This window comes from Pontibacterium granulatum (genome assembly GCF_029961155.1).
GTDB classification, from domain to species: domain Bacteria; phylum Pseudomonadota; class Gammaproteobacteria; order Pseudomonadales; family Balneatricaceae; genus Pontibacterium; species Pontibacterium granulatum.
Window position 1 is genome coordinate 123,118 of the sequence record NZ_JASBRH010000002.1, and the last position, 21,151, is coordinate 144,268.

General features: G+C 54.2%; 21 protein-coding genes and 1 riboswitch. Of the genes, 13 read left to right on the forward strand and 8 right to left on the reverse strand.

All coding sequences use genetic code 11. From position 1 onward, the window contains the following. Positions 1-72: 72 nt before the first annotated feature. The 4 genes from QKW35_RS02400 to hisD are packed head-to-tail and all read left to right on the forward strand — an operon-like array spanning position 73 to position 3,588. Positions 73-315, forward strand: coding sequence for a BolA family protein (locus tag QKW35_RS02400; protein WP_282350527.1), 243 nt, complete (start codon positions 73-75; stop codon positions 313-315). Positions 316-341: 26 nt separating this feature from the next. Continuing rightward, positions 342-1,604, forward strand: coding sequence for a UDP-N-acetylglucosamine 1-carboxyvinyltransferase (gene murA / locus QKW35_RS02405; RefSeq protein WP_282350528.1), 1,263 nt, complete (start codon positions 342-344; stop codon positions 1,602-1,604). 20 nt (positions 1,605-1,624) lie between these two features. After that, a complete protein-coding gene (gene hisG, locus QKW35_RS02410; protein WP_282350530.1) occupies positions 1,625-2,281 on the forward strand; it encodes an ATP phosphoribosyltransferase in 657 nt (218 codons plus the stop codon). Beyond that, complete coding sequence (gene hisD / locus QKW35_RS02415) at positions 2,278-3,588, forward strand: histidinol dehydrogenase (protein WP_282350531.1); 1,311 nt, start codon at positions 2,278-2,280, stop codon at positions 3,586-3,588. The genes hisG and hisD overlap by 4 nt, the downstream gene beginning before the upstream one ends. 112 nt (positions 3,589-3,700) lie before the next feature. Here the strand turns inward: hisD and QKW35_RS02420 are convergent, their stop codons facing one another. Continuing rightward, a complete protein-coding gene (locus tag QKW35_RS02420; protein ID WP_345774474.1) occupies positions 3,701-4,795 on the reverse strand; it encodes a S1C family serine protease in 1,095 nt (364 codons plus the stop codon). Between the two features lie 141 nt (positions 4,796-4,936). Between QKW35_RS02420 and QKW35_RS02425 the strand changes: the two genes are divergently transcribed. Continuing rightward, positions 4,937-5,698: a Nif3-like dinuclear metal center hexameric protein gene (locus QKW35_RS02425; protein WP_282350533.1), complete on the forward strand. Its 762-nt coding sequence runs from the start codon at positions 4,937-4,939 to the stop codon at positions 5,696-5,698. Positions 5,699-5,768: 70 nt separating this feature from the next. On the opposite strand, the gene QKW35_RS02430 is transcribed toward QKW35_RS02425, so the two are convergent. Both QKW35_RS02430 and QKW35_RS02435 read right to left on the reverse strand, forming a co-directional pair. Further along, the gene (locus QKW35_RS02430; protein ID WP_282350534.1) at positions 5,769-6,329 is read right to left on the reverse strand and encodes a Z-ring associated ZapG family protein; all 561 of its coding nucleotides are present in this window, start codon (positions 6,327-6,329) and stop codon (positions 5,769-5,771) included. Between the two features lie 163 nt (positions 6,330-6,492). Then, entirely contained in the window at positions 6,493-7,233 is a 741-nt protein-coding gene (locus QKW35_RS02435; RefSeq protein ID WP_282350536.1) for a FadR/GntR family transcriptional regulator, read from the reverse strand. A gap of 122 nt (positions 7,234-7,355) precedes the next feature. Between QKW35_RS02435 and acuI the strand changes: the two genes are divergently transcribed. Then, positions 7,356-8,339 (forward strand): acrylyl-CoA reductase (NADPH), encoded by a 984-nt coding sequence (gene acuI / locus QKW35_RS02440; RefSeq protein ID WP_282350753.1) that lies wholly within the window; start codon positions 7,356-7,358, stop codon positions 8,337-8,339. A 71-nt stretch (positions 8,340-8,410) separates the two neighbouring features. On the opposite strand, the gene QKW35_RS02445 is transcribed toward acuI, so the two are convergent. Further along, positions 8,411-9,589, reverse strand: a complete 1,179-nt coding sequence (locus QKW35_RS02445; protein WP_282350537.1) for an NnrS family protein — start codon at positions 9,587-9,589, stop codon at positions 8,411-8,413. 209 nt (positions 9,590-9,798) lie between these two features. On the opposite strand from QKW35_RS02445, the gene QKW35_RS02450 reads away from it, so the two are divergent. Genes QKW35_RS02450 through QKW35_RS02470 form a run of 5 tightly spaced genes read left to right on the forward strand, consistent with a single transcriptional unit; the run spans position 9,799 to position 14,402 of the window. After that, positions 9,799-10,647, forward strand: coding sequence for a cobalamin-binding protein (locus tag QKW35_RS02450; protein WP_282350539.1), 849 nt, complete (start codon positions 9,799-9,801; stop codon positions 10,645-10,647). A gap of 9 nt (positions 10,648-10,656) precedes the next feature. Beyond that, positions 10,657-11,172 (forward strand): bifunctional adenosylcobinamide kinase/adenosylcobinamide-phosphate guanylyltransferase, encoded by a 516-nt coding sequence (gene cobU / locus QKW35_RS02455; RefSeq protein ID WP_282350540.1) that lies wholly within the window; start codon positions 10,657-10,659, stop codon positions 11,170-11,172. Then, entirely contained in the window at positions 11,169-12,242 is a 1,074-nt protein-coding gene (gene cobT / locus QKW35_RS02460) for a nicotinate-nucleotide--dimethylbenzimidazole phosphoribosyltransferase (RefSeq protein WP_282350541.1), read from the forward strand. Before cobU ends, cobT begins: the two co-directional genes overlap by 4 nt. Positions 12,243-12,245: 3 nt before the next feature. After that, positions 12,246-12,854, forward strand: coding sequence for a histidine phosphatase family protein (locus QKW35_RS02465; protein WP_282350543.1), 609 nt, complete (start codon positions 12,246-12,248; stop codon positions 12,852-12,854). 30 nt (positions 12,855-12,884) lie between these two features. Next, the gene (locus QKW35_RS02470) at positions 12,885-14,402 is read left to right on the forward strand and encodes an HDOD domain-containing protein (protein ID WP_282350544.1); all 1,518 of its coding nucleotides are present in this window, start codon (positions 12,885-12,887) and stop codon (positions 14,400-14,402) included. 17 nt (positions 14,403-14,419) lie between these two features. Here QKW35_RS02470 and QKW35_RS02475 read toward each other — a convergent pair whose 3' ends face one another. The 4 genes from QKW35_RS02475 to QKW35_RS02490 all read right to left on the reverse strand — a co-directional run bounded on the left by QKW35_RS02475 (position 14,420) and on the right by QKW35_RS02490 (position 18,560). Further along, entirely contained in the window at positions 14,420-14,710 is a 291-nt protein-coding gene (locus QKW35_RS02475) for a hypothetical protein (protein ID WP_282350545.1), read from the reverse strand. A 115-nt stretch (positions 14,711-14,825) separates the two neighbouring features. Continuing rightward, on the reverse strand, positions 14,826-15,389 hold the full coding sequence (locus QKW35_RS02480) for a cob(I)yrinic acid a,c-diamide adenosyltransferase (RefSeq protein ID WP_282350547.1): 564 nt from the start codon (positions 15,387-15,389) through the stop codon (positions 14,826-14,828). Between the two features lie 53 nt (positions 15,390-15,442). After that, a complete protein-coding gene (locus QKW35_RS02485; RefSeq protein WP_282350548.1) occupies positions 15,443-17,329 on the reverse strand; it encodes a TonB-dependent receptor family protein in 1,887 nt (628 codons plus the stop codon). 33 nt (positions 17,330-17,362) lie between these two features. Continuing rightward, positions 17,363-17,574: riboswitch (cobalamin riboswitch) on the reverse strand. Between the two features lie 74 nt (positions 17,575-17,648). Beyond that, positions 17,649-18,560, reverse strand: coding sequence for a ketopantoate reductase family protein (locus QKW35_RS02490; RefSeq protein ID WP_282350549.1), 912 nt, complete (start codon positions 18,558-18,560; stop codon positions 17,649-17,651). A 125-nt stretch (positions 18,561-18,685) separates the two neighbouring features. On the opposite strand from QKW35_RS02490, the gene QKW35_RS02495 reads away from it, so the two are divergent. Beyond that, positions 18,686-19,171, forward strand: coding sequence for a YajQ family cyclic di-GMP-binding protein (locus tag QKW35_RS02495; protein WP_282350551.1), 486 nt, complete (start codon positions 18,686-18,688; stop codon positions 19,169-19,171). A 312-nt stretch (positions 19,172-19,483) separates the two neighbouring features. Then, positions 19,484-21,067 (forward strand): AmpG family muropeptide MFS transporter, encoded by a 1,584-nt coding sequence (locus QKW35_RS02500; protein WP_282350553.1) that lies wholly within the window; start codon positions 19,484-19,486, stop codon positions 21,065-21,067. The last annotated feature ends 84 nt before the right edge of the window (positions 21,068-21,151 follow it).

Sequence of the window (21,151 nt, forward strand, 5' to 3'; positions counted from 1 at the left end):
CTTTTTTGTTCCGTTCCGGTATGATTTCGCGTTTATTTGAACTATTGCTTAAGTCGCCAGTTGGAGTATCAGATGCAAGCTGAAGACGTCAAACAGATCATCGAGTCCAAACTCGAAGGGTGCACCGCATACACCGCCGGTGAGGGGTGTGATTTTCAGGTAACAGTTGTGGGTCCTCAGTTTGCTGGTTTGCGCCCAGTGAAACAGCAACAACTGGTATACGGTTGTCTGAACGAATATATTGCTGACGGCACCATCCACGCCTTGACCATCAAAGCTTACACTCCTGAGCAGTGGGACGCACTGCAACAATAACCCTCCAGCGAACTTCGGGTAAGTCAATGGATAAACTGATTATCTCAGGCGGTTCTCCGCTGCGTGGAGAGGTGAAAATCTCGGGCGCAAAAAACTCAGCCTTGCCGATTTTGGCTGCGGCGCTGCTCTCGAAAGAGCCTGTGAAGATAGGCAACCTGCCGCATCTGCATGACATAACCACCATGCTGGAGCTTTTACGCCGCATGGGCGTCGATCTGGTGATTGACGAAAAGATGTGTGTCGAGATCAATGCCGGCACGTTGACTGAGACTGTCGCACCGTACGAACTGGTGAAAACCATGCGTGCCTCGATCCTGGTATTGGGACCGCTGCTGGCTCACTTTGGTGAAGCCGAGGTTTCCCTGCCAGGTGGTTGTGCAATTGGCTCTCGTCCGGTGGATATGCACATTCAGGGTCTGCGGGCCATGGGCGCCGATGTGGTTGTCGAAGGCGGCTATATCCGTGCTAAACGCGAGGGTCGTTTGCAGGGGGCTCGTGTGTTCTTTGACGTAGTTTCCGTAACCGGCACCGAGAACATCCTGATGGCAGCAGCGCTTGCCGAAGGTCAGTCTATCCTCGAGAACGTGGCGCGTGAGCCGGAGGTAGTCGATCTGGCAAACTGCCTGAACGCGATGGGGGCAGACATTCAAGGTGCGGGTACCGATACCATTATTGTTAACGGTGTTGAGGCTCTGCACTCCTGCCACTATGACGTACTGCCGGATCGTATTGAAACCGGTACCTTCTTGGCGGCGGCGGCGGCAACCGGTGGTAGTGTTAAGGTTAAAAATACCGATCCGACTATTCTGGATGCAGTACTGCAAAAGCTGACCGAAGCGGGCGCGGATATCACTTGCGGTGAGGACTGGATCGCGCTGGATATGCACGGAAAACGTCCAAAAGCGGTGAATATCACCACGGCGCCATATCCTGCGTTCCCGACCGATATGCAGGCTCAGTTTGCCGCTATGAATGCAGTTGCTGAGGGTGTTGGCAAGATCAAGGAGACGGTGTTCGAAAACCGTTTTATGCACATGCAGGAGATGATCCGCATGGGCGCAAAAATTACCATTGACGGTAATACCGCTGTAACTGAAGGTGTTGAAAGATTGCAGGCAGCACCGGTTATGGCCACCGACTTGCGCGCATCCGCAAGTCTGGTTATCGCCGCCCTGGTGAGCGATGGCGATACGATTATCGATCGTATCTACCACATTGACCGTGGTTACGAATGTATTGAAGAGAAACTGCAATTGTTGGGTGCGCGTATTAAACGTGTACCAGGTTAAATACAGGTATTGAGAGTAGCATGAAGCAGCAACTGACTATCGCGCTGTCCAAAGGGCGTATCCTCAAAGAAACTCTGCCGTTGCTGGCAGCCGCTGACATTGTTCCAGCTGAGGATATCTTTAGTAGCCGTAAGCTTATCTTTGATACCAACCATGACCATATCAAGCTGGTGGTGATTCGCGCCACCGATGTACCAACCTACGTTGAGTACGGTGGTGCAGATATGGGTATCGCTGGTAAGGATGTGTTGCTGGAGCATGGTGCTAAAGGCCTGTATGAGCCACTGGATCTTAAAATTGCCCGTTGCAAACTGATGGTTGCAGGCATGAAGGATGCCCAGCCTGTGGAAGGTCGCATGAAAGTGGCCTCCAAGTTTGTTAATGTGACCCGGGACTACTTTGCCAAGCAGGGGGTTCAGGTCGACATCATCAAGCTGTACGGCGCGATGGAGTTGGCACCGATCATGGGATTGGCTGATCGTATCGTGGACATTGTTGATACAGGCAACACCCTGCGTGCCAACGGCCTGGAGCCGATGGAGTCTATCGACGATGACATCAGCTCTCGTCTGGTAGTGGGGCAGGCGTCCATGAAAATGAAGCATAGCGTTATCCAGCCGATTCTGGATAAGCTGGCGGAAGCGGTCGATGCCCGTGAAGCGGAGGCAACTGCATGAGTGAACTGAACCTCAGACGACTCGATTCCCAGCAGGCAGACTTTGCTGAGCAGATGGACAAGCTGCTAGCGTGGGAAGCGGTGTCCGACAGCAAAGTCAACCAGATCGTTGATGAAATTCTGGCGCGCGTAAAGGCAGAAGGTGACGCGGCGGTAGTGGAGTATACCAACCGCTTTGATCGTCTGCAGGCGACCGGGATGGCTGAACTGGAGATGAGTCAGGCGCGTTTACAGCAAGCGTTGGAAAACCTCCCGGCAGAGCAGCGTCAGGCGTTGGAAACGGCGGCAGAGCGTGTACGTGGTTACCACGAGCGCCAGAAAGGTGAATCCTGGCGGTACACTGAAGCTGACGGCACCATGCTGGGTCAGAAAGTGACACCAATGGACCGTGTTGGCCTTTACGTGCCGGGTGGTAAGGCTTCTTACCCATCGTCCGTATTGATGAATGCAATGCCAGCTAAAGTGGCGGGTGTTGGCGAGATCATAATGGTTGTGCCAACCCCTGACGGTGAGGTGAACGAGCTGGTATTGGCTGCCGCCGCGCTGGCAGGTGTTGATCGCGTGTTCTGTATTGGTGGTGCTCAGGCAGTAGCTGCTTTGGCTTACGGCACAGAAACGGTCCCCAAGGTCGACAAGATTGTTGGCCCGGGTAACATCTTCGTGGCTACCGCTAAACGTGCGGTGTTCGGCGCGGTAGGGATCGATATGATCGCTGGCCCGTCCGAAATTCTGGTGGTTTGTGACGGCAAGACCGATCCTGATTGGATCGCCATGGATCTGTTCTCCCAGGCGGAGCATGACGAAGATGCCCAGTCCATCCTGGTCTCGCCGGATGCTGACTTTATCGATGCGGTCGAAGCAAGCATCAACACGCTGCTGCCAACCATGGAGCGCGAAGGCATTATCTCTGTTTCTCTGCGTGACCGTGCTGCGCTGGTTAAAGTCCAGAATATGGATGAAGCGATGGTGGTGACCAACCGTATCGCGCCGGAGCATCTGGAGTTGTCAGTGGAAGATCCGGAAGTGTTGCTGCCACAAGTGCGCCACGCCGGAGCAATCTTTATGGGACGCTACACTGCGGAAGCGCTGGGTGACTACTGTGCGGGACCAAACCACGTTCTGCCAACGTCCGGTACGGCACGTTTCTCCTCTCCGTTGGGAGTGTATGACTTCCAGAAGCGCTCTTCTCTGATCATGTTCTCTGCGGACGGTGCATCGGAGATGGGTAAGGTCGCTTCTGTATTGGCACGTGGTGAGAGCCTGACGGCGCATGCGCGCTCGGCGGAATACCGGATCAAAGAAGACTGATCAGCCAGTGTCCATGTCTTGTCCTGAAATAGTGTCAACCTATATCAGGACGGGACACCAGAAACAAAAAAGGCTCCCTTGGGAGCCTTTTTATTGGATAAAATTCATCGCATTAACTGCGACTACGCGGCCGCTCTACGATTTTAACAGGCAGTGAAAGCGCCTGATTATTGCGGATTACCTCGATTGTGATTTCTTCGCCTGGTTTGTATTTGGCGATCTGGTCCATAGAGCTGCGGCGATCCAGAATCGGCTGCTTGTTGATAGACACCATGATATCGCCCGGCTGCATACCGGCAATATGGGCCGGGCTGTTGCGGAAGATGCCTGCGATAATCAGGCCGCGTGTGTCAGCCATACCGAAGGACTCCGCCAGCTGTGGCGTGAGCTCCTGCACTTCGATTCCCAACCAGCCACGGATTACACGGCCGTGCTGAATCAGGTCCTGCATGACCTGTTTGGTCAGGTTTGAAGGGATGGCAAAGCCGATACCCTGGGAGCCGCCGGACTTAGTGTAGATCACGGTGTTGATGCCGATCAGGTTGCCATAGGCGTCGATCAAAGCTCCGCCGGAGTTGCCCGGATTGATTGCTGCGTCGGTCTGGATGAAATCCTCGTAGGTATTGAGGCCTAAGCTGTTACGGCCGGTTGCACTGACAATGCCCATGGTGACCGTCTGGCCGACTCCGAACGGGTTGCCTATGGCCAGGGTGACATCACCCACCTGCAGGCTGTCGGAGTCGGAGAGGGTAATCGTTGGCAGGTCGTTCAGCTCGACTTTCAATACTGCCAAATCGGTTTCCGGGTCATTGCCGACCAGCGTGGCCATCGCTTCGCGACCATCCTTCAGCGCAACAACGATGCTGTCGGCGCCGTCAATCACATGGTTGTTGGTGGCGATGTATCCCTGGGGGCTGAGAATTACACCTGAACCCAGACTGGATTCGATACGCTGACGTTGTGGTGTATCGCGACGTTCCAGAAACTGCTGATAGAACGGATCATCCTTTAGCGGTGCTTTTTGCTGGACCAGTGTGCGTGTATAGATATTTACCACCGCGGGGGCGGCGACATTGACCGCATCAGCATAGGAAACCGGGCCGTGTCCAACACCACCGGTTGCTGCCTGCGGATTGGCCTGGTTAGTCTGGCGAATCTCAACGGTAGTGACCTTTGGCGCAAACAGGTCCGGAAAAAACTGCAGCAAAATAATCGCCGCACAAATACCTGTGATCACGGGCCAGAGCAAAAAAGAGAATCGTCGCATGGTCTCGGGGGTTGAAGGTTATAAGGGATTTTAGAATTATACGAAGATAACAATGGTTATGTGAATCTGAATCAGGATTATATGTCGATAAGTAGGAAAGAACTGATCCGCTATCTGGATCAAAGACTTAGCCCCGAGCGTTTTCGTGATTACGCGCCCAACGGTTTGCAGGTGGAAGGAGCTGGCCAGATCAGCCGAGTAATGACCGGCGTAACCGCTTCTCAAGCGTTGCTGGATGAGGCGGTGGCCTGGGGAGCTGACACGGTGCTGGTGCACCACGGTTATTTCTGGAAGGGCGAGAATCCGTGCATCACCGGGATGAAGCAGCGTCGTCTGAAGACCCTGCTGCAGAATGATATGAACCTGATCGGTTATCATCTGCCGCTGGACGCCCATCCGGAGATTGGAAATAACGCCATGTTGGCGGCGCTATTGGGAATCGAGATTACCGACGGTCTGGAATCGGGAAATCCGCTGAGTATCGGGATTGTTGGCGAATTCGATGAACCGCTTAGCCTGAACGATCTCGGAACACGCATTGCAAAGGTGCTGGGGCGTGAACCTGTCCTGATTGAGGGCGGCGATCACCTGATCAAATCAATTGGTTTGTGCACCGGTGGTGCGCAAGACTATATCGACAAGGCGATTGATCTGGGTCTGGATGCCTACTTGTCTGGGGAGATATCGGAACGGACGGTTCACAGTTCGCGTGAAAATGGCGTGCATTATATCGCTGCGGGTCACCATGCAACTGAGCGTTATGGTGCCAAAGCACTCGGCGAAGAACTGGCCCGGGAATTCAATCTGGAAGTGCGTTTTGTGGATATTGATAACCCGGTCTGAATCAAGGGCTGACGTCAGGCATAAAAAAACCGGCTGGAAAGCCGGTTTTTCTTGAGGGTATCAGAGTCCTTTAAGCCGTCTTGGTTTCTTCTGCTTTGTTGGCTTCAGATTTGTCGGCAAAGTCTGTCGGATCTTTTGGTGTTTCTTCCTGACCTTCCTTCAGACCGTACGTCTCGGACAGTGTGCCTTCCTCATCAGGGTTTTTCGGCGCGTAGTCACGAGGTGCTTCCATGCTGGAAGACTCTTCTGTTGCTGGTTTTTCTGCTTTGGCATCAGCGACTACTTCAGCGTCGCTTTCAGCAGTTTCGTCGCTCAGACGAGGCTGGATAGCTGCTTCCAGAGTGCGGGTTGCTGCCTCGTTGCTGCACAGTTCCATGGAGCTGGTTGCCAAGTGCTGGTGAACCGCTTTGTAGCTTTCAGTCAGGTTGCTGACCAGGTTCGCGGTTTCTTCAAAGTGCGAGGTCACTTTTTCTTTATATTCGGCCAGCTCGCGTTGGGTGTCATCCAACTGCTCGATCAGTTCCAGCTGGCGGCTGTCGTTGCCGCCGGAACGACCCAGTAAATAGCCGATCACTGTGCCTACAATCAATGCAACGACGGCACTAATCAAAACTGTACTGCTTGCGTCCACGAGTGCTCCTTCTTTTCCGAGAGGGGTACAGATATATGTCTTTTATGTTGCGACAAGGATATAGCAATCGCGGCTGAAAGCCCATATTCCCGATACCTGCTTATTGTGCAGTTTGCGCCAGATCATGGGTATAAGCGATTAGTCGGCTCCGCCCGTATGATGATCAGCGGGAGTGGCTTGCGCGCCAGGCCTGGGCATCCTGATGGCGTGCGGCCAGATATTCGATCTGTTCGCGCAATACAGTGCAGGCTGTATCTGCGTCACGGTTATGCAGGGCCTCCAGCAATCGTTGGTGCTGATCCACAATAACTGCCCGTTCCCGAAAACGGTAGGAGATCATGTTGGAGACGGGCTGGAGTGCTTCAATCACCGCGTACATCACAAAGCTCAGCATGCGGTTTCCGCTCGCATCAGCAATGATACGATGGAAGCGAACATCGGAGGCGCAGAAATCTTCAGCGGTGATCTGGTCATCTCGCTGGTGTTCCAGCTCATTGGTCAGTGCGGCAAGTTGATCTTCGCTCCTTTCTGCTGCCGCAAGTCGGCAGCAGGTCGTTTCAAGCTCCAGGCGTGCCGCGTTGACCTCATCCAGATCCACCTCTTTTAAGCTCACCAGCATGGTGGCGGCACTGGTCAGACTGTCGCTGAGCTGGGCCACAGAGGGTTTAGTTACAAACGTGCCGCCGGTGGGACCGCGCTTGGAACGCACGAGGTTTTTCGCCGCGAGCCGTTTCAGGGCTTCACGAATGGTTGGGCGCGACACCTGATAGCGCTTGGATAACTCTTCTTCGGTTGGCAGGCGATCATCCGCCTTCAACGTGCCGTCCAGGATCGCTTCCTGCAGCTGATCGGCAATCTGGCTGGATAAACTACTGCGGTTTACCGGTTCGACTTCAAAACTCAAAGAACGTACTCCGACAGATGAAAGAAGATCAGTGATCTATTCTAACGTAAGAAGTCGTTGACTTGAATTTTTATTAATTTATATTTGTAAGACAAATTAACTTAATGGTTGAGGGCGAAGTGATGTTCAAGGCATTGGTGCTGAATGAGGTTGAGGGTAAAACGGTTTCCTCGGTGGAATCGCTGGAGCTGGATGCGCTGCCGGCAGAAGAGGTGCTGGTCGAGGTCGATTATTCGTCACTTAACTATAAAGATGGCCTGGCGGTGACCGGTGCAGGCAAGATTGTGCGCAATTTCCCGATGGTGCCAGGGATCGATCTGGTGGGCACTGTGGTCGAGTCGGCATCCGATGAATACAAGGCCGGTGACAAGGTTGTGATGACCGGCTGGGGCGTAGGTGAGAACTATTGGGGCGGCTACTCTCAGATGGCACGTATGAAAGCGGAATGGTTGGTTCATCTGCCTGAAGGGATGGAACCCCGTAAGACCATGGAGATTGGTACCGCAGGCTTGACCGCTATGCTGTGCGTAATGGCGCTGGAGGAGGGAGGCGTAACCCCGACCAGTGGTCCTGTCATTGTGACTGGTGCCGCCGGTGGTGTGGGCAGTGTGGCTGTGAGCATTCTGGCTGGCCTGGGCTATGAGGTGGCTGCGGTGACCGGTCGCCCGGAGACTGCTGATTACCTGCGTGAACTGGGCGCAACGACCATTCTGACCCGTGATGAAATGGCTGAAAAAAGCCGTCCGCTGGAGCGCCAGCGCTGGGCGGGTGCGGTTGATACCGTGGGTGATACGATCCTGGCACGTGTACTGGCAGAAACCAACTACGGTGGTGTTGTTGCCGCCTGCGGTCTGGCGGCAGGTTTCAAGCTGCCAACCACCGTGATGCCGTTTATCCTGCGCAATGTACGTTTGCAAGGCGTGGATTCGGTGATGTGTCCGGTCAAGCGTCGTCAGGAAGCCTGGACGCGTCTTAAAACCCAGTTGCCAGAATCTGCACTGGGCGAGATCTCTGAACTGATCTCGCTGGAGCAGGTTGGAGAGTACGCAAACAAAATTATCAACGGTCAGGTGCGGGGCCGTGTGGTTGTTGATCTGAAGAAGTAATCGCCTCGGTGAAATAAAAAAGCCTGTCACAAAGACAGGCTTTTTTGTGTCTGAAATTAATAAATGCTGTGTTAGCCGAACAAGCCATCGGCACGTGGTTTGATCAGTATCGGCAGGTAGCGGATAAGGAACAGAATCCACGCCAGCATCCACAGGGTGCCCGACAGGTGCAGGCCGGCCAGGTACGGAATCGGCAGGTGGGTGATTGATACCCGGATCACTGCAGCCAGCGTGATCAGTACAAATGCTGCCACGATTATCGGCGTAACCGTCAATGGACGACCTGTATGACCGAGGGACACACGGGCCATCATACCCAGTGTGATCAGGCCAATCGCGCCTGCTGCAAAGCTGTGGATCGCAATCGAGCCGCTGATTTGTCCCGCTGCTGCCAATGCGGTCAATGCATACCCCAGGGGGATGAAGAGGTAACCCAGCTGCAGAATCCACACCAGCGGCACTTTGAAAACTGTCGGGCTAAACCAGCCGTACAGGCGGATGGCGCTTAATAACGCCAGGATCGCAGAGGTGGCAATTTGCAAAGTGTCGTAGCTGGTCAGCATAGAGATCAGCCAAAGGCCTGTTGCGGGCAGGACAGTCTTTTCAATCCAGGCGAATCGCGTGCAGGACACACCTTCAACACCGCGTTCGGTAAAGAACGGGATTACGCGGCCACCGATAACCGTGATAACCATCACAGCCAGGTACAGTGCCAGATGCAGGCCATTCATCGCAGTATTGTCGGTTACCCCCAGAGTCTCCAAGTGTACCATTAGATTGGCTGCGAAAAATGCAGCCAGGATTGGGATAAACACCAGGTTGCGGTAATTGCCCGAGCGAACGATTGGAATGCCAATGCCGACGGCAACAGCCGGGGCAAATGCGAGATCGATGACTGCGATGACCTCGCCTGGTATGCCGGGAATGAAGGGCAGAATGCGTGCGGTCAGCCAAAGCAGAAAAATCCCGGCCAGCGTATTGCCGAACGGAGTCTGGACGTTGGTCCAGTTGCGCACCGCGGTTAGCAGGAAGCCCGCGATAATTGCCATGCTGAAGCCAAACAGCATCTCATGGGCATGCCAGTGCATGGTATTGCTGTAGTAACTCACGCCTAGACCGCTGCTGTAAAACACCAGCCAAAGGCCGAGCAGAATCACCGCGGCAACAGCGCCAAACAGGAAAAATGGGCGGAATCCTAAATTAAACAGGGCAAAAGGCGAACTTTTGCGGGGCTCACCGATCGGGATCATGAATGCGGTCTCCGGGAAGATTAATGCGATGGTATACTGCGGGCAATCCTGCCGTCTGAATCATGTGTACCTCTATGTTTACGATCCTGTGCAACCAACATCGCTATGCTGTTTATCAGCTACGGTGAGCATTATTCCATAATATGCATAAAAAATACATTTTAAATCTTATCGCTTTTGTCTGGTGCTTGTTGCTTTCTGCATCGGTATTGAGCGAAGTCAGGGTTGTGGATGATCTGGGGCGACCGCTGGTGCTGCCCCAGGCTGCAAAACGTGTGATCAGTCTGGCACCCCATATCACCGAGAATCTTTACAGCGTTGGAGCGGGTGACCAGATTGTAGCTGCGGTCAGCTACAGTGATTACCCAGAGGCGGCCAGGGCGCTGCCTCGGGTGGGCGACTTCGCCAATCTGAATATTGAACGTATCTTGTCTCTTAACCCGGATCTGGTAATTGCGTGGATCGATGGGAGTTCTGCTGCCCAACTGGAGCGGTTGGAGCAATTGGGTATTCCCGTGTTGCGGGAGTCGCCGGATAGTTTTGCCGAGATCGCGAATAGCTTACGCCGTTTGGGGACCGTTACCGGTAATGCTCACGAAGCAGAAAGAGTCGCGGCCGACTTGGAAGCTCGGGTCGGCCATCTGCGCGAGCGTTTCCAGGAGCAAACAACGCTGACCGTGTTTTATCAGCTTTGGCACCAGCCATTGATCACTAGCAACAACAGCCAACTGATTGATCGCATCGTGCGTTTATGCGGCGGCCGGAACATCTTTGCTGAGCGGCCCGAAATAGCGCCCAGGGTAAATATTGAAGCGGTGATCGCTGCCGATCCGGATGTGATTCTGTCGGGAGTTGAAAAACACGATCCCCAGTGGCGCCAGTACTGGCAGCGCTGGACGCAGATGAAAGCGGTTGAGCATGGTTTTCTGTTTACCACCGATGCCGATCAGATACACCGTGCCACGTTGCGTGCGCTTGCCGGGGCGGAAGCTGTGTGTGAACAGTTTGATCAGGCCAGGCAGAAGCTTGCCGCTGAGCAGCACTCTAATAAGGACTAGACGTTGTTTATGAAGCAGTTGATATTGGGGGGCGCCCGCTCCGGAAAAAGTCACCTTGCTGAAATGCGTGCCGAATCCTCAGGCAAACGCGTGATATATGTGGCCACCGCGCAGGCTTGGGATGAGGAGATGGCGGAGCGTATTCGTCGCCACCGAGAGCAGCGACCAGATCATTGGCAATTGATTGAAGAACCTGTTTCTCTGGCCGATGTATTGCAGGCACATGCTTCAGCAGACACCTGTGTACTGGTGGATTGCCTGACCCTGTGGGTGACAAACCTGTTGTTGGCAGAACCCGGTGAGCTTGAGCGAGAGCTCGATGCATTTTATAAGGTTCTGGCGGACCTGCCCGGTGAGGTCATTCTGGTCAGCAATGAGGTCGGTTGGGGCATCGTGCCAATGGGCGAATTGAGCCGACAGTTCCAGGATCAGGCAGGGTGGTTGCATCAGCGGTTAGGCGAGATCTGTGAACGGGTGACGCTGACGGTGGCCGGAATACCGATGGAGATTAAACAACCCTCATGAGTACAGACGTCGATATGCAGTGGCTGAATCAGCCGGTAAAAGCCATCTGTCAGCAAAGTGCACAAGCTGCGGCACAGCATCAGACGCAACTGACCAAACCGCTGGGTGCGTTAGGTGAGCTTGAAACCGTGGCGGTTCGTCTTGCCGGTATGCAAAACCGGGTGAAGCCGGAGATTAATCGGGTGCAGCTCTCGGTTTTTGCCGCCGATCACGGCATTGCTGCGTCGGATGTATCCGCCTATCCACAGGAGGTGACATCGCAGATGGTGATGAACTTTGCCTTTGGCGGGGCGGCGGTCTCTGTGTTGGCGCGGCATCTGCAAGCGGCGTTTGAGGTGGTGAACCTAGGAACGCTGACCGCGCTGCCGGCTCACGAAGCGGTGGTGTCACGCGTGATCGCTGCCGGCACTAGAGACTTCTCCAGCGAAGCGGCTATGTCCAGCGCGCAGCTGTGCCAGGCGCTTGCGGTCGGTTGCGAGCGCGTCGATGCCTGTGCAGAGAATCATCCCGATCTCTTCATCGCAGGTGAGATGGGTATTGGCAACACCTCCGCGGCCAGTGCAATCGCAGCGGCCTTGTTGCAATTGCCTGCGGTGCAACTGGTAGGGCCTGGCACGGGCCTGGATACTGAACGGGTGGTGCTAAAAGCGGCAAGAATCCAGCAGGCTCTGGATTTTCATGCACTCTGTGCAGATCAGCCTCTGGAAATTCTGCGTTGTGTCGGCGGGTTTGAGATTGCCGCGATGACCGGTGCTTATATACGCGCCGCGCAACAGGGTATTCCGGTGCTGATTGACGGATTTATAAGTAGCGCTGCGGCAATGGTAGCCGTGGCATTTAAACCCGAGGTGAGGGGGTGGCTGCTCTACGGGCACTGTTCAGAAGAACCTGCCCATCGGTTGCTGCTGGATCATCTGGGGGGCACACCTTTGTTGTCGTTAGGCATGCGCCTGGGTGAGGGCAGTGGTGCCGCCCTGGCTGTGGATATTTTGCGGTCCGCCTGCCGATTGCATGCGGAGATGGCCACTTTTGCTGACGCCGGTGTCAGTGATAAGACGCCAGAGGCCTGAGTGATGCGTACCCTGACGCTGGATCTGTTGCGCCATGGTGAAACCACTGCATCGGGCATTTATCAGGGCCGTACAGATGTCCCCTTGTCTGAGAAGGGCAAACAGCAGATGCAGCAGGCGCTGGGTAAAACGGCGGGTTGGCAACGGATGTTTTGCTCGCCGTTACAGCGCTGCCGCTGTCCTGCAGAAGACGCTGTCAACAGATTAGGCCTGACATTGCAGTCGGAAGCTTGGCTGCAGGAATATGACTTTGGTGACTGGGATGGTCGGGCATTGGCTGATGTTTATAACGAGCAGCCGGAAAAGGTTGATACTTTCTGGCGTGACCCGCACGCCAATCCGGCACCCGGTGGTGAACGGATCGACGACTTCTGTAAACGTGTCACTGTTGGTCGGGATCGCTTGCTGGAAACGGATGAGCGACACGTGCTGATGGTCACCCATGGCGGGGTGATTCGCGCATTGATTGGCGAGTGTTTGGGGATTAAACCTGCACAGTGGAGCCGCTTAAAGCTGGATCATGCCCATTTTACCCGCCTGAACTACTACACTGACCGGGATCAGGTTTGGCCTGAACTGGTATGCTGCAATACGGCTACACTTCCTGATTAAACGTTGTAATAGATTGATGGAAAACCTCTGGTGAAGTTCTCAGATACGCTGCGCATTATTTACGAAAAACTCGATAAGCTTGGAGACCTGCCGGTATTCAGTGCGACCATCAACCGTATTCAGCAGGTCAGCAGTTCCGAAGAGAGCGACGCCATGGCATTGGCAATGGCGATCATGAAGGATGCCAACCTCTCTGCCAAAATTCTGAAAATTGCCAACTCCTCGTCCTATCACCGGGGTGGTCCGGCGATTACCGTGGTATCCCGTGCGGTGGTTCTGATCGGCTTCAAGAAGATCAAGAACCTCTGCCTTACCTTGAAACTTATCGAAGGTTTTCACCAAAGCCATCCTGATCTGAATGTGCCGGGATTATTGATGCGCTCGTTCCTCAATGCCAACATTGCCAGCGATCTGTCGATGCGCAGCCGTCATTATGGTGACGCCGAAGAGACTTATATCAACGCGTTATTGTTCGGCTTGGGAGAGATTGTGGTCGCCCACACCATGCCCAATGTTTACCGTAAGATGTTGACTGAGCGTCGCAAGGGCATGCATCGCTGGCAGAAAATCCAAAAGGCGATGTTGGGCGGGACCTTTAGTGATATAGGTCAGGACTTGGCGCGTAGCTGGGGGCATCCACCCCAGGTGGTTCAGGCGATGGTTCACAAAGACGAAGTGACCGAGGGGAATCAGGCTATTCAGATTGCCGGTCTGAGTTACGAGTTGTTGGAGCAACTGTATGGTTTGGATGATCCGGGTGAGCACAGCTTCAGCGAATCCCTGGAGGATCTGGGTACCGTGACCGGGCTAAGTCCTGAGGAGATCAGTGAGTCAGCCCTGCGTTGCTATCAACGGGTATCACACACCGCCACCGACTATGGACTGAGCTGCGGCAGTATGGTGCGTAATTTTGTGCCAAGCGGTGATGACGCCAAGGATGAGCTGATGCGTCAGATGGCGTTTATTACCGCGCAGAACACGGACGCTGAACGAGAAGCGGATGTACCTGTTCGGGAGACTAAAGAAGCCAGCCGTTATAGCCATGCCGAGCAGCAATTGGATTACCTGCATCAGGTCACCGAGATGATTAATCAGGGGGAGGCGCTGCCCCAAATTTTGAAAACGATCGTGACCGCGATGGAGAAATGCTCGCGATTGGATCGTGTCCACTTGAGTCTGGTCAACCGTGTGGGTGATCAGTTGCAGGTGAAAATAGCGGAAGGTGAAGCGCTAGACCCAATCCAGTCCTACTTTACGCGCCGTAAAGATGGCAGTCGCAACGACATGTTTTTTCACGTCATGGCGCGGGGGGCAACCTTGCTGGTAAGTGATCTGGATGAAAATGGTTGGCTGGAACGTATCCCGCAGGACTTCGTCAGAGAAGTGGCATGTCAGGGATTTGTAGTGGCGCCCATCGTGGTAAAGGACCGGGTGATTGGGATGTTGTACGGTGACCGTTTGAAAGGACATGGACCGCTGGATGAAGAGGATTTTAAGGTCTTCAGTCAGTTTGCCAGTCAGGCGCGGCTGGCGTTACTTAACGCCTAGCCGCTGCGTGGGAGCTGTTATTCAGTTGCACCTTTGATAAACGACTTGGTGTTTTCCCAAGCGGACTGGCCGGTTTCGACGACGGCATCAGCGCCTTTTTTACCCGCTTCCATCACAGTTTCCGCACCGGATTCGGTAGAGCAGACGGCGCGCTGCGCGATGCACTTGGATTTGCAACCCGCGTAAGCAGCATCGTCTGTCAGGTGTGCTACTTTGCACTTGGTTTCACAAAAAGTCTGTTCGGTGCCGCAATCGGCAAAGACCGGGCTGGCAACCAGCAGGGCTGCGGACAGCAAAACATAACGCATGGATTTCCCCTCAAACATGTTCAAAACCGAGTTTCAGATCTGACAGGATCTTTTGCCGCCATTATAGGGAGCGGGCCTGAATATGTCCTTAATTTAGTCAGCCGGTTACTCGGCCTCAGGCGTCACGTTGCTTGCGTGGCCGCCAAAGCACCTCGCCATCCCCTTCACGCGCAAGAATGCGAGCCACAACAAACAGCAGGTCTGACAGACGGTTTAGGTAGGCGGCCCCTTGCGGGTTGATGTACTCCTCGTGGCCCAGTTCAACCATGCGGCGTTCCGCGCGACGACAGATGCTGCGTGCCAGTTGGCAGTTGGCTGCGACACGGCTCCCACCCGGCAGAATAAACTCCTTCAGGGGAGGTAGATCTTCGTTCAGCCGATCCAGAACCGCCTCCAGGTCTGCGACGACCTCTTCGGTGATCACTTGGTAGGACTCATCAGCGACCGCCAGTTCTCCGCCCAGATCAAAAAGATCGTGTTGAAGTGGCTGCAGTTCCTTCAGCAGCGGGTGATCCGGTGCCAGATCGGCAATTAGGACACCCAGCAGAGAGTTCAGTTCATCCACGGTGCCCAACGCTTCGATACGAGGGTGTGTTTTGGCGACACGCTGTCCGTTAGCCAGTGCGGTGGTGCCTTCGTCACCGGTACGGGTATAGATTCGATTCAGACGATCAGACATTCTCAGCCCCATATGAAACAGGGCCCGATCAGGCCCTGTTGTAAGTAGTTGTGTTAGAAACTATAGCCTAACGTCAGCATGACCTGGCGGCCAGCAGCAGGATAGTGAGCAACACCTCCGGACACCCAGGACGCGGCCAGGGCATAGGCATCATATTCTTTATCGAACAGGTTGTTGATGCGCAGGGATGCATCCCACTCCTGCATCTTCCAGCGCAAGTTGGTATTCACGACAGTGTAACCACCGATTTTATCCAATGCGTTGGCTTCGTCGTCATCCAGGAACTGGGTACCGGTGTATTTGGCATCGACGTACAGATTGGTGCTGGTGTTCAGCTGGTAGTCCAGAGCCACGGTTGCACTGTGGTTGGGAACGTAAGGGACTTCGTTACCTGCGTACGTACCGGCTTTGATCTCGGAATCGGTGAAGCTGTAGTTAGCGGTCAGTTGCAGTGCGCTGGAGTAGCGGTGTGCTGCATTCAGGATCAGACCGCGACGACGAGACTCTTCCAGGTTGTCGTTGACGAATGCCGCAGCGTTGTATTTGATCTCGTTATCCAGATCCAGCTGGAACACCGTCGCCTGAATCTGGGTAGCTGTCTGGTTCCATTCCCAGCCCAGCTCAAGGGAGGTACCTTCCTGCGGCTCCAGGAAGGTTTTGCCTGAAGGCAGTGCTGCCAGTTCATCCATATTGGCGTGACGGAAGCTCTCGTCACGACGCAGGAAGACACGCTGTTCATCGTTCAGCTGGTAGCTCAGACCGATCTCTTTTACGAAGCGGGACTGAGAGTTATCCACGCTATTGCGGATATCACGATCTTTCACACGGCTATCGCGGCCACCCACTGTGAGCTGTAGGCCATCGGTCAACAGAGGCATCTGGGCACGGGCATACAATGCATTGACGGTCTGTTTGCGGGTCTGAGGAGAGAAACCACCACGAACATAGTCGGTGCTGTGGCGGTCGTAGCCCAGAGTAATCTCGGCATCGCCAACCTGACCCAGCATGCGCGGTGTGAAAGATTCTACGCGGGTATCCTGAGTGTAGTTGGAGAACAGAATACCTTTGCCGTCGGTATCACGCAGACTGTATTCACCCAGCAGTTGCCAAGTGTCGGACAGGTCCTGCTCCAGACCCAGAACGGTTACATCGCTGTCGTAGTTCAGGAAATCGGACGAGGTGCTCTGACGGCGATCAGCCTGCTTCTGAGCTGCGGATAGGTGGTTTGGCAGCTCAACGTCGTCTTCCGTCTTCTGCAGCTCTAAAAATACGCGGCCGGAGTCGTAAACCTTCTCAATCTCGGTAAACAGGTTATTGAAGTCGGTAGCGCTGTGGTCACGGTAGTTATCCGCGTGGGCAGATTCACTACTCAGGCGGATACCAAAGCCGTTATCAAAACCGCGGCTGTAGGACAGTGTGTACTGCTCACGGTCGTCAGACCCACGACCCGCGGTGACACGGCCCTGTGCATCGGTGATTGGTTTGGTAATGATGTTGATCACACCACCGACGGCCTGGTCACCGTACAACGTACCAGCACTGCCCTGCATCACTTCGATACGCTCAACGTCGCCCAGTGCAATCAGATTCAGGTTAGGCGCTTCCAGCGTCTGGTTGTTCAGGCGGCGGCCATTCACCAGTACCAGCACGTTGTTGGCGCTGTTCTGACCAAAACCGCGCATGGAGATGGCGACGCGGTTGCCGTTACCGGCAGCATCGCGCAGGTGAATGCCTGGCTGGGTCCGCAGCACATCGGCGATGTTATTCGCGCCACTTGCCGCAATCTGTTCGGCCGTTACGACATTAACGACGGTCGGAGTACTGTTGCTGGATTCTTCGAAACGGGTAGCGGATACAATCACCGTATCCAGTTCGGTTTCCTGCGCATACGCAGGCTGAGCCGCCAGCAGGGCTGCTGACAGAGACAGAGTAGTTTTCATTGTTCCCCTCGAGATGTGCCCACCGCACATGGTCTGAATTTGAGGTTACTGGTCGGTCTCCGGGCTTACGACGTGCATCAAGTGATGCAGACAACAGCACCTTCCCAGATCCAGGGATCCAGTGGTATCCAGCTGTTGTTATGGTCGTTTACCGTTGCGGGGGCAGCGTTGGACTTGCACCAACTTCCCAATTCTCCCAACTGTTGGTCCGTCAACGAGTGGGCACCAGTAACAGGCGGGCGCTAGTGTAGGCATTGCAGCGATGGTGAGCAAATGAATCTGGATCAGTTAACTATGAAGTTTATTCAATAACCGGAGGTTATTTTGTTGTTTTCTTCAAGTGTTCGTACAGCGTCTGGTTTTCCGGCAGTGCCAGCCCGGCCTGTTTGGCCTGCTTGAGAAGGTAACCGGTGATGTAGTCCAGCTCTGTTTTTCGCTTATGCCGCACATCCTGCAGCATGGAGGAGAAGTTGGCGCCGGTTGCGCGGGCTACCGCTTCAGCCTGTTGAACCGCCGGGCCATCAAACAGCTGGAGTTTAAGCTGCTGGCACAATCGGTCGATCTCAGCACAGACGCGGCTCATATGCTGAAATTTAGATGGATCTTCGGCCAACTCGCCATTACGGCAGTCATAGTAGGCGGTCAGCGGGTTGATCGCACAATTGATCGCCAGCTTGCGCCACAGGCTCAGTTCGATCTGTTCGTCAGCAACCAACGTTAGGTCTGATGGTGCTAACTCAGTTGGGATAGTTGGTAGCGATGGCACCGTCTGCAACAGAGGGCCAACCTTGGTTTCGCCTTTGCCTGCAAACACCACATGGAAAGGCTCCTTTAGCCAGGCACCGTCGGTGGTGGACGCCGCCCAGACGTTAATGGGCGCAAGTCGGGTTGCTGTTTCCTGTTGGGCGCCCATACCGTTCTGCATCATTACAACACAGGCGTCGTGTGTTAACTGATGGGCAATGGGCTTGAGGGCGGGCAGGGTGTCGTAAGCCTTGGTGGTTATCAGCAGGTGGCTGATTGGGCCGCAGTTAGCCGGTAGGCAAGCGTTCACCGGAAATAGATGTTGTTTCCCATCACTTTCCAGTACGACCGCACCGTTTTTCTTAAAGGTATCCAGACGCTCAGAGTTTCGAAGGATCAGCGTAACCCGGTGACCTGCTTTAGCCAGGTGTGCTGCCCACAGGCAACCAATCGAACCTGCGCCAAGAATATGCCAGTGTGCTGCCATCGATCAGATCCTTTCTATATATGTGGAGTGAATAGTCGCTCATGATAACTATCTGAGTCTTTGGGTGAAATGGCTTGTGGCCTCATATAATATTCCTCTATAAATCGAATTTTCAGGAGCAATCGATGCCATCTTTTGACGTTGTATCCGAACTGGATACCCATGAACTGACCAACGCTGTAGACCAGGCCAACCGTGAAATAGACAAGCGTTACGACTTCAAAGGTGTTGATGCCAAGTTCGAACTGAATGACGACTCCATCGTGATGACCGCTGAGGTGGACTTTCAACTGCAGCAGATGATGGATGTTCTGCGCACCAAGATGGTGGCGCGTAAGATCGATGTGCGCTGTATGGATGTGAAAGACCCGGAAATGGCAAACATGCGTGCCCGCCAGACCATTGTTCTGAAGCAGGGCCTGGACCAGCCAACGGCGAAAAAGATCACCAAGATGATCAAGGAAGATAAAAAGCTGAAAGTGCAGACCCAGGTACAGGGTGAGCAGGTACGTGTCACCGGTAAGAAGCGTGATGATCTGCAGGCGGTTATCGCAATGCTGCGTGAAGCCGAGTTGGAAATTCCACTGCAGTTCAATAACTTCCGCGACTGATTGTGGTCACATCTAGGAACCTGCGAATAAGTCCGAGACTTTCTCTGCGGTCGATAAAACAGCTTTATGTGCGAAAGGCAGCGCAGCGGAATGACTGCTCCTTTCCAAGCTGCCTGACAAAGCAGAGAGCTGTTTTAGCATCCGCCCTTCAGGGCATTCAGAGCAATCCGCTCTCTATGTTAGCGATTTTCGCCAGGTAACCAACATGGCTGTAACCGCTGCCTTGATCTCGAATCGCTCTGAATGCCAGAGGCGCTTCGGACTTGTTCGCAGGTTCCATAACCTGTCATTTACTGAATCAGGGAGCTACCTATGCAGGGGCCTCAAGCCAGCTGGCGTGAATCGCTTGGGGCTTTTTTTCACCCTCGGGTGATTGTGATGTTGTTGTTGGGGTTCTCTGCCGGAATCCCAATCCTTCTTATATTCTCCTCTCTTTCCCTGTGGCTGCGAGAAGCGGGTATTGAGCGTGCCGCGATCACCTTCTTCAGTTGGGCCGCATTAGGGTACTCATTTAAGTTTGTTTGGGCGCCGCTGGTGGACCAGCTCCCCGTGCCCTGGCTCTCACGCGCCTTGGGCCGTCGACGCAGTTGGTTGTTACTGGCACAGCTTGCGATCATTGCCGCGATTGGGGCGATGGCAAGCATTGATCCAGCGCTTGGGGAGGGCAGTCAGACAGCCATGGCATTGGCGGCAGTTGCGCTGGGTTTTTCGTCGGCGACCCAGGATATCGTGATCGACGCCTACCGTATCGAGGCGGCTGATACCCGATTGCAGAGTATGATGTCGGCGGCTTATATCGCCGGTTACCGTGTGGCTATGGTGGTGGCGGGTGCCGGAGCTTTGGTTTTGGCTGCTGGCTTTGGTACCGAATTGGGTAACTATCAGTACGCCGCCTGGAGCAGCACGTATTGGATTATGGCGGCGGTGATGCTGGTGGGTGTTATCACCACCCTCAATATCCGCGAACCGGAAGTCAGTGCACAGCGTAGCTATAATCACAGCGCGGTTGAATACGGCTGCTTTGTTGTACTGTTTGCGTTGGCGCTGGTCGGTTTTATCCTCTGCTTCTACTTCACCTCTGAACCCGCTCGCGAACTGAAAAAGGCACTGGCTGAGCTATTGGGTAACCATGCGTTGGGTTCTTTCCTGATTGAAACGTTGCGCCTTGGTTTGGCTGCGTGTGTGAGCTTTATCCTGGCCCGGGCGTTGTTAAAAACCGGACTGGTTGAACGCTCGATGGTTGAGGAAACCTACGTCGCACCGGTACGTGATTTCTTTGATCGTTATGGCGTAAAAGCGGCCTTGTATCTGTTGTTGCTGGTGGGCAGTTACCGTATATCCGATATCGTCTTGGGTGTGATCTCCAACGTGTTTTACCTGGATATGGGCTTCAGTAAAGAGGAGATCGCTACCGCGGTTAAAACCTTTGGTGTAGTGATGGCCATTGTGGGCGGCTTTCTGGGCGGTTTGTTGGCCATGCGCTGGGGGGTGTTGCGTATTCTCTTCCTGGGTGCGCTGCTGTCGGCGGCAACCAATCTGCTGTTTATGATTCTGGCGGATAAAGGCGCTGACTTGCTCTGGCTGTATATTGTGGTGGCAGCGGATAACCTGTCGGCAGGGCTTGCTGGAGCCGCATTTGTGGCATTCCTCTCCAGCCTGACCAGTATCTCGTTTACAGCGATGCAATACGCAATTTTCAGCTCATTGATGACGCTGCTGCCTAAGCTTCTGGGTGGTTACTCCGGTTCCATCGTGGATAGCGTGGGCTATGACTGGTTCTTTATCTTTACTGCGCTGATTGGCTTGCCGGTACTGGTGCTTATTCTGATGGCGCAGCGTTGGCTGGGGTTCGAAGAGCCTGAAGCGGTTAGTACTGAAAAGGCTGATTCTGTGTAGGTTGGGTCGAGCGAACATTCCTTTCCATGGAGCACCATGGCTTGTAGGGCAGGCTTTAGGCTGCCGGTAGGCTTAAGCCTACCC